General features: G+C 38.4%; 7 protein-coding genes. 1 reads left to right on the top strand and 6 read right to left on the bottom strand.

Annotation, left to right across the window (positions count from 1 at the left end):
- Window positions 1–23: 23 nt before the first annotated feature.
- The 6 genes from ABYD77_RS08095 to cobU all read right to left on the bottom strand — a co-directional run bounded on the left by ABYD77_RS08095 (window position 24) and on the right by cobU (window position 6,598).
- Window positions 24–1,403, bottom strand: a complete 1,380-nt coding sequence (locus ABYD77_RS08095) for a right-handed parallel beta-helix repeat-containing protein (protein ID WP_372768754.1) — start codon at window positions 1,401–1,403, stop codon at window positions 24–26.
- Between the two features lie 83 nt (window positions 1,404–1,486).
- Complete coding sequence (locus tag ABYD77_RS08100) at window positions 1,487–2,518, bottom strand: HlyD family efflux transporter periplasmic adaptor subunit (protein WP_372768756.1); 1,032 nt, start codon at window positions 2,516–2,518, stop codon at window positions 1,487–1,489.
- 237 nt (window positions 2,519–2,755) lie between these two features.
- Complete coding sequence (locus tag ABYD77_RS08105) at window positions 2,756–3,997, bottom strand: amidohydrolase family protein (protein WP_372768758.1); 1,242 nt, start codon at window positions 3,995–3,997, stop codon at window positions 2,756–2,758.
- Between the two features lie 11 nt (window positions 3,998–4,008).
- The gene (locus ABYD77_RS08110; protein ID WP_372768760.1) at window positions 4,009–5,391 is read right to left on the bottom strand and encodes an amidohydrolase; all 1,383 of its coding nucleotides are present in this window, start codon (window positions 5,389–5,391) and stop codon (window positions 4,009–4,011) included.
- A 105-nt stretch (window positions 5,392–5,496) separates the two neighbouring features.
- Window positions 5,497–6,093: a histidine phosphatase family protein gene (locus ABYD77_RS08115; protein WP_372768762.1), complete on the bottom strand. Its 597-nt coding sequence runs from the start codon at window positions 6,091–6,093 to the stop codon at window positions 5,497–5,499.
- Window positions 6,074–6,598, bottom strand: a complete 525-nt coding sequence (gene cobU / locus ABYD77_RS08120; RefSeq protein ID WP_372768764.1) for a bifunctional adenosylcobinamide kinase/adenosylcobinamide-phosphate guanylyltransferase — start codon at window positions 6,596–6,598, stop codon at window positions 6,074–6,076. Before cobU ends, ABYD77_RS08115 begins: the two co-directional genes overlap by 20 nt.
- Window positions 6,599–6,667: 69 nt before the next feature.
- Between cobU and ABYD77_RS08125 the strand changes: the two genes are divergently transcribed.
- Window positions 6,668–6,819, top strand: a 152-nt coding sequence (locus ABYD77_RS08125) for a nicotinate-nucleotide--dimethylbenzimidazole phosphoribosyltransferase (RefSeq protein ID WP_372768766.1), incomplete at its 3' end; no start/stop codon positions are given.

Genomic DNA, 6,819 nt, shown 5'->3' on the forward strand with positions numbered 1-6,819 from the left:
ATACTTTAAGTATCTCAAAGTATTTAATGTGGGCATTGTTCCTCCACTAAATTAAGACTGCAATGTATAAAAGGTTTTGCATCCTGTATGGCAATTATCTGATTAGACAATACAGATAAGTCCCCACCATATATATAAGGTGCAGAACCAGACGTATTATTTTTAAAAAGCGAGAGACCGTATTTGTACTTTGCGCTAATCGCAGCAACATGGTTTTCTGTAATGCGATTTTGATGAATGTTTACTGACGATATTTCATTATAGGGGTCAAGATTAAAATCACGGTGGGTGTGATCATGTAATGAACGAGAAAGTACTTCAATACCATTGCCTTGGTTTGCTTCAACTGTATTACGGTGTATTTCAATCGATTGACTATTTCGCACGATCACCCCGTTTTCATCATTCAATAAAACAGTATTGTCGGTTATTAAATTATTCGCACTTTCGTAAATACTAATGCCTGATTTCCCATTGAGAAAAATTAAGTTATGGCGTATTTGGTTATGATTCGAGGCGCGGTCCAACATAATGCCGCTGCCATGATTGTTAAACACTATATTATTGATAATACGCGAATCGTTTACTTCTCGAGAAAATATAATACCGTGTGAATGTTTAGCACCATATACAATATTGTTTTCTACGTTCAAATCAGAGGAGGCATCATGCGGATCGATATTATAAAGTGTGCTATAGCGAATAATATTACCTTTAATATTTAAATGTTTTGCAAAATTGCTATATACCCCCATAAAATTATGTTCAAACACGTTTCCAATTAACTCTCCACTCGGGGGAGCCAATAAGTTAAGCAATGCGTCATAACCAAGAGGATCAATTAGTGTTTTGGGTTTTCCATTAAACGATATACCAAAAGGACTTAATGGACCTTGGTAACCCAACCCTCTAATTAAACTGTATTTTATCAATGTATTAGAGCCATGTAGCCCGAGAAGATAAGGCCGAGCTTGTTGCTTACCAAATGTTAATAGTTGCTTATCAGATAGTTTCGGTCTTGGTCCATAATTACCCTGTAATTTGTCCCAACTTGTTATCTCACTATTAGTAATAAGTAGCTTGCCATTGTAGATGATGAAAGGAGCTGATTTTACATCAAGTTTAAGTAACGTGTTATCAACCACTAAAGTTGCGTTATGGGCTATATAAATGGGTAAATGAAGTAAGTAGTGATTTTCTGCTAGCCGTTCAATCACCTTATCGTTGGCGATCATTGAGGCTAAACTATTTATGGTAAAATCACCTTTGCGCAAATATATTATTTTGGGTTCAGTATCTTCTAATTGGGCATTATTGGAATATTCATAAAAAGTAGAAGAACTGAGATGATAAAGTGACTTCATAGGCATTATTAACGAATCAGGCTGATTCAAAGTTAGCACCCCCCCTTCCTTACTTAGTGGTTCCTGACTAAGCACATTAAAAGTGATAAACAATGTTAAAAAGAAAAGATGCCATCCCATTACTAAAAACTCTCAATCCGAACTGTTGCTAACTGATCGGCAGCTTTATCACTCAGTGGTGCCATTAATTGAAATGACACAATAGCTTGCTCTGGAATCTCTGGATGCTTTTGAATAGTGTAGACTTGCGCTTCAATTATGTGACCATCACTGAAACGGACAATCGCATTATCGCCAGTAGTTATTTTGTTTACATTTTCAAGGGGAATAAGAGCTGTCACACTGGTTTTATAGTCTAAAGGCCTTAAACTAATTAGTTTTTCCCCTTGTGAAACAAACACACCTGTTTGACTGAACACATCTGATAAATCGCATTCACAGGGGGATTCAATTGCTATCACTCCACCATTTACACGTTTAATTGTCGCGATTATATCCCCTTTCTTTAGTTTCGATTGTTCTGGTTTTAATTGAAACTCAAACAAACCATCACTAGGTGAACGTAACGATATTTCATCATAACTAATATCCACTTTGTTACTTTCAACAACATAAGCTCTGTTATAAATGGTAAAACTTATAAACCAAAGCAATCCAATAATAATCGCACTATAAAGTACATGGCCTAAAAAACGTTTTGTGTTAAATATAAAAGCTTCAGCACCCGTTCTTTCAACTTCTAAGCGTTTGTCTAAGTCTTTCGTTACCCCTTGCTGCTGTTTGGCAATTGCAAGAAGGTCTCCCGCGGTTACCACTTCACCTGACAGATAGGCGTTGATTAAGTAATGGAGTAAGGACACAGTTTGGTTTGATAATTCACTGAAACGCCCTGCATAATGAGCCGATTCGATGTCATACCGCACTTTCTCTACATTAACTTTGACGCGAAAGTCATAATCACCAAAATTAAAAATTAAATGACCTGAAATATGAGATTCCTGCCCCAAATGTAATGGGAATTCATCTATTGATAAGCCCGATACCGACCAATCTGTTGTTAAAAACGTATGCTCATTAATACATAAGGTTGCTGGAATACGAAAACGAATGTGTTGTCTATTGTGCTCTGCTTCATGTGTGACTTGCTCTGACAAACCATACCTCCACTAGCTTAAATTAGTAGAAAATACAGCTTTAACTTCGCGTTAAAACGCATAAAGCCAATATAATGCTTTAGTATAGAAAGGTTTCTAAGAATGATAAAACATTTTTAAAACTTAGCTTTATCAAATAAGACAAGTTATTTATAAAAGTTAAAAGGAAAAATATCATTTCTGAAACATACGTCACAGAAATGATACTCAATTAATGTTAAAAAACGAAAGCCTTCGCTACTTAGTATATGCTCTTGGCATGTTACTCTCAGCCATATAACGATCACGAAGCTTATCGTGGCGTGATTCTGTTGATACAGCCACACCGTTAATCATCACTTTTTCAAGTGTGGTGCTGATTTCAAATGGGTCAGCGGACCAAATTGCTAAATCGGCAGCTTTGCCAATAGCAATGCTACCTGCATCTTCAATATTGAAAATGTCAGCAACATTACTAGTAATCGCTTTGAGCGCGCCTTCACGGCTCATGCCATAAGCAACTGCGTTACCTGCATCATAACGTAATTGATATACATTATGGCTACTATCACCGGCGATAGTTAAAGCAACTTGAACGCCTGCTTTTTCTAATTCACCTGCAGTAGTGAGTGACGCATTAAGTGAATCAAAGCTTCCCGGTAGGTTTGCCATTGCACTTAAAATAACAGGTACCTTTGCAGCTGCAAGTTCAGCTTTAATCGGCAATGCGTCTTCGGCACCTGATAACACTAAATCAATACCAAAGCGCTCTTTCACTTTGATTAGCTCAAGCATATCTTGTGCACGCGATACACGAACCACAACCGGCTTTTCACCTTTAAGTGCTGCTGTTAATAGCTTCTCTTCTTTAGAAGGCTCGGCTTTTTCATCTTTTTTATCAGACTTCTTCTCAAGTTTAGTCTGCTGCCCTTCAAGCTTATCAATGAATTTAGCAAGTGACGCTGCTCTTGAACCATCTTTGCTGCCACCTAAATTAACGATAATGGCATTTTGACTATCAACAACACTAGTACCAAACTCACCGCTTAAATTTACTGTTGAGCTTAAACCAACAAATGGCTCATCACCCCAGCTAGGAGCGATAACATCACGAGTAATGCCACCTTTACGTGCATAGGCAATCAATGTTGATTTAGGGTTAAACGCAAGTGACGGATCGAATGTAATGCCACCTTTTTTTTCACTACCATCACGTGATGTTGCAACCGCACCCACTTCTACCAAACCAAGTTGGTTCATGCTACCAATAAAGCCAGGTGTTACAATTTTACCTTGCGCATCAATGATTTCATCTGCATCAAGTTTAAGGTTACTAATTGCTACAATTTTGCCATCTTCAATTAATAAGCTGTAGTTTTTAAGTACACCCTGCTCTGTTGAAGTATGAATATCTGCATTAATAATTGCGGTTGTTTTTGCCATTGCACCTGCGGAACTTAAAATAGCTGCAGCAAGTAAGGTCTTTTTAAATAATTTCATTGTTATCATCCTTATTGCTGGCCTAACATAAAATCGCTTTTCGCTTGGTATTTTTCATCAAAACGGTCATATACTTTTGCACCATCAATAAATACTTGCTCAGCTTTTGCATATACGCTAAATGGGTTTTGGTTCCAAATAACTACGTCGGCTTGTTTGCCCGCTTCTAAGCTACCTACTTTGTCATCAACGCCTAACGATTTAGCCGCATTTTGTGTTATCCAACGAATTGCGTGTTCTTCTTTAATATCAAAGCCATTTTCATTAGCACGGAACATCACTTTTGCAGCTTCTTGGTTTAGACGCTGAATAGTTGTGTCAGAATCCGAGTGAACAATGGCACATGAATTTTTAACGGCATCAACAATCGCAATGTTTTCTTGAACCATGTCGTAGGCTTCCATTTTAAAGCCCCACCAATCTGGCCAAAGTGCTGCACAGCTGCCGTTATCTGCCAGTAAATCAGCAATTTTATATGCTTCAATACCGTGATGGAAAGTACCTGCGTGATAACCAAATTCTTTTGATAGGTCTATCATCATCGCCATTTCTTCGGCCTTGTAACAGTGGTTATGGATCATAATCTCACCGTCAAGCACACCGCGTAAGGTATCAAGCTTAATATCACGTTCAGGCGCATCAACAGCTAAACCAAGCTGGTGATCAGCATCGTACTTTTCCCAAGAACGCTTGTATTCAGAAGCTTCAGCCCACGCGCTGCGGTAGCCCGCCATATTACCCATACGAGTCGATGGCGAGATTTTACGAGAACCATAAACACGTTTAGGGTTTTCGCCACAGGCCATTTTTAAGCCGTACGGCGCATCAGGGAATTTCATTGCTTGCATGGTATGCGCGGGTACATTTTTAAGCGTTACACCACGGCCACCGAATAAATTTGCAGAGCCTGGTAAAATTTGCATCGATGTAATACCACCAGCACGCGCAGTATTAAAACCAGGGTCTTGTGGCCAAATTGAATGTTCAACCCAAACATAAGCTGTATTAGGGCTCGTCATTTCGTTACCATCTTGGTGCGATTCGACCGATGGGCTAGGATAAGCGCCAAGATGTGAATGTACGTCAATGATACCAGGTGTTACCCACTTACCATTTGCGTCAATAACACGTGCTCTTGCATGCGATAAATTTTCACCTACTTGAGAAACTTTACCATTTAAGATTAATACATCTGCATTATCTAAGCGCTCACCAGTACCAGTTAATACTGTGGCATTAGTAATAAGTAGCTCAGTACTTTCATATGGTTGATAAGTACTCGGGTATGGGTTTTTGTTAATTGATACATGTTCACCTTGCGTTGCTTGTTTGTTACAAGCAGCCAAACCAAGTGACATCGCAACAACTAACGCAGAAGGGATAAATCTTTGCATTATTGTTATTCTCCAAAAAAATACTGTTTAAATGTATCTAATTAGAAACGCAATTGCACACTTTTACGGTAAACACACACGTATTTGCTATAAATTATGTAAACATTACAAATGCAATCTGAAATAAAGCTGATCCTTGTCTTCAATAACACTTATTTTTATTAAACTGGCATAGTCTAAATGAAGCGATTGATGACATGATAAATGAGGTGGAATACCTAGCACAAATTGCACAATTTCTCGTATTACACCGGCATGAGTTACTAAAAGCACCTGCTTGCCTAAATATTGTTTACATAAGCTATTAAATACCTTAGTAACGCGTTGATTAAAGTGCGTCATAGTTTCACCGTTTGGCGGAGTAACATCGTATGGTGCTTCAAAAAAGCGCATTATATTAGCGTTTGGTTCATCGAACAGTACACTCAATAGTTCACCATCCCAATCACCAAAATTCATTTCTGCTAAGTCAGGATTTTCAATAAAGTTAACCATCTGTTTTATTGCTAATTGCTGTGCAAAGTATGAACAACGACTAAGTGGCGATGTAATAACCACATCAAATTGCAAATTGTCTACAGCGACTTCCATTTGCTCAAGTCCCAGCTCTGTAATTGCAAAGTCAGTAATGCCTCTTAGGCAATTATCACCTTCGGGTAAACCATGGCGAAGCAGATAAATATTAGTCTTTTTTGAGCTCATAAGGGATACCTGCAATGGTGAACATCACATTATTTGAAATAGCGGCAACAGCTTGATTTAACCAACCTTGCTCATCTGCAAATTGTCTTGCTAGGGGGTTGTCAGGCGTAATTGAAAATCCTACTTCATTGGTTACCATAATAACTGTGTGCTGAGTATGTTGAAGCCATTCAAGAAATAACGTTTTTTCACTTTGCCAATCAATTTCTTCGTAGTACAAACAGTTATTGAGCCAAACAGTTAGACAGTCGATAAGAATAACCGCTTTATTGTCGATTTTTGCTAGCGTGTTTGTGAGCTTAGGGCCGCTTTCGCGTGTTTGCCAATGGTCAGGGCGCGCGTCTTTATGATGCGCAATTCGCTTTGTCATTTCATCATCAAATGCTTCAGCAGTTGCTACGTATATGACATTCGCTTTTTGCTCTTGGGCGAATTGATTTGCCAATGTTTCAGCATGACGCGACTTGCCAGAACGCACACCGCCAATCACTAAATATTTATTCATTCTATCTAAAAGCCCTTGTTCCTCTTGGGTTTGTCACGCACAATAGCTAAAAAAATATTGGAAATCCAGATGTCTACTGGCATTGACTTGACAGAACTCATTCAAAACACCATCAATGGTAAAATTAAGCCTATTGGTTCACTTGGCAAAATCGAAAGCCTTGCTGCGCAAATAGCTTCAGTTCAAATCACTGAACCATCTCATAACAAACTCCATTTACA

Source organism: Pseudoalteromonas sp., assembly GCF_041629635.1.
Taxonomy (GTDB): domain Bacteria; phylum Pseudomonadota; class Gammaproteobacteria; order Enterobacterales; family Alteromonadaceae; genus Pseudoalteromonas.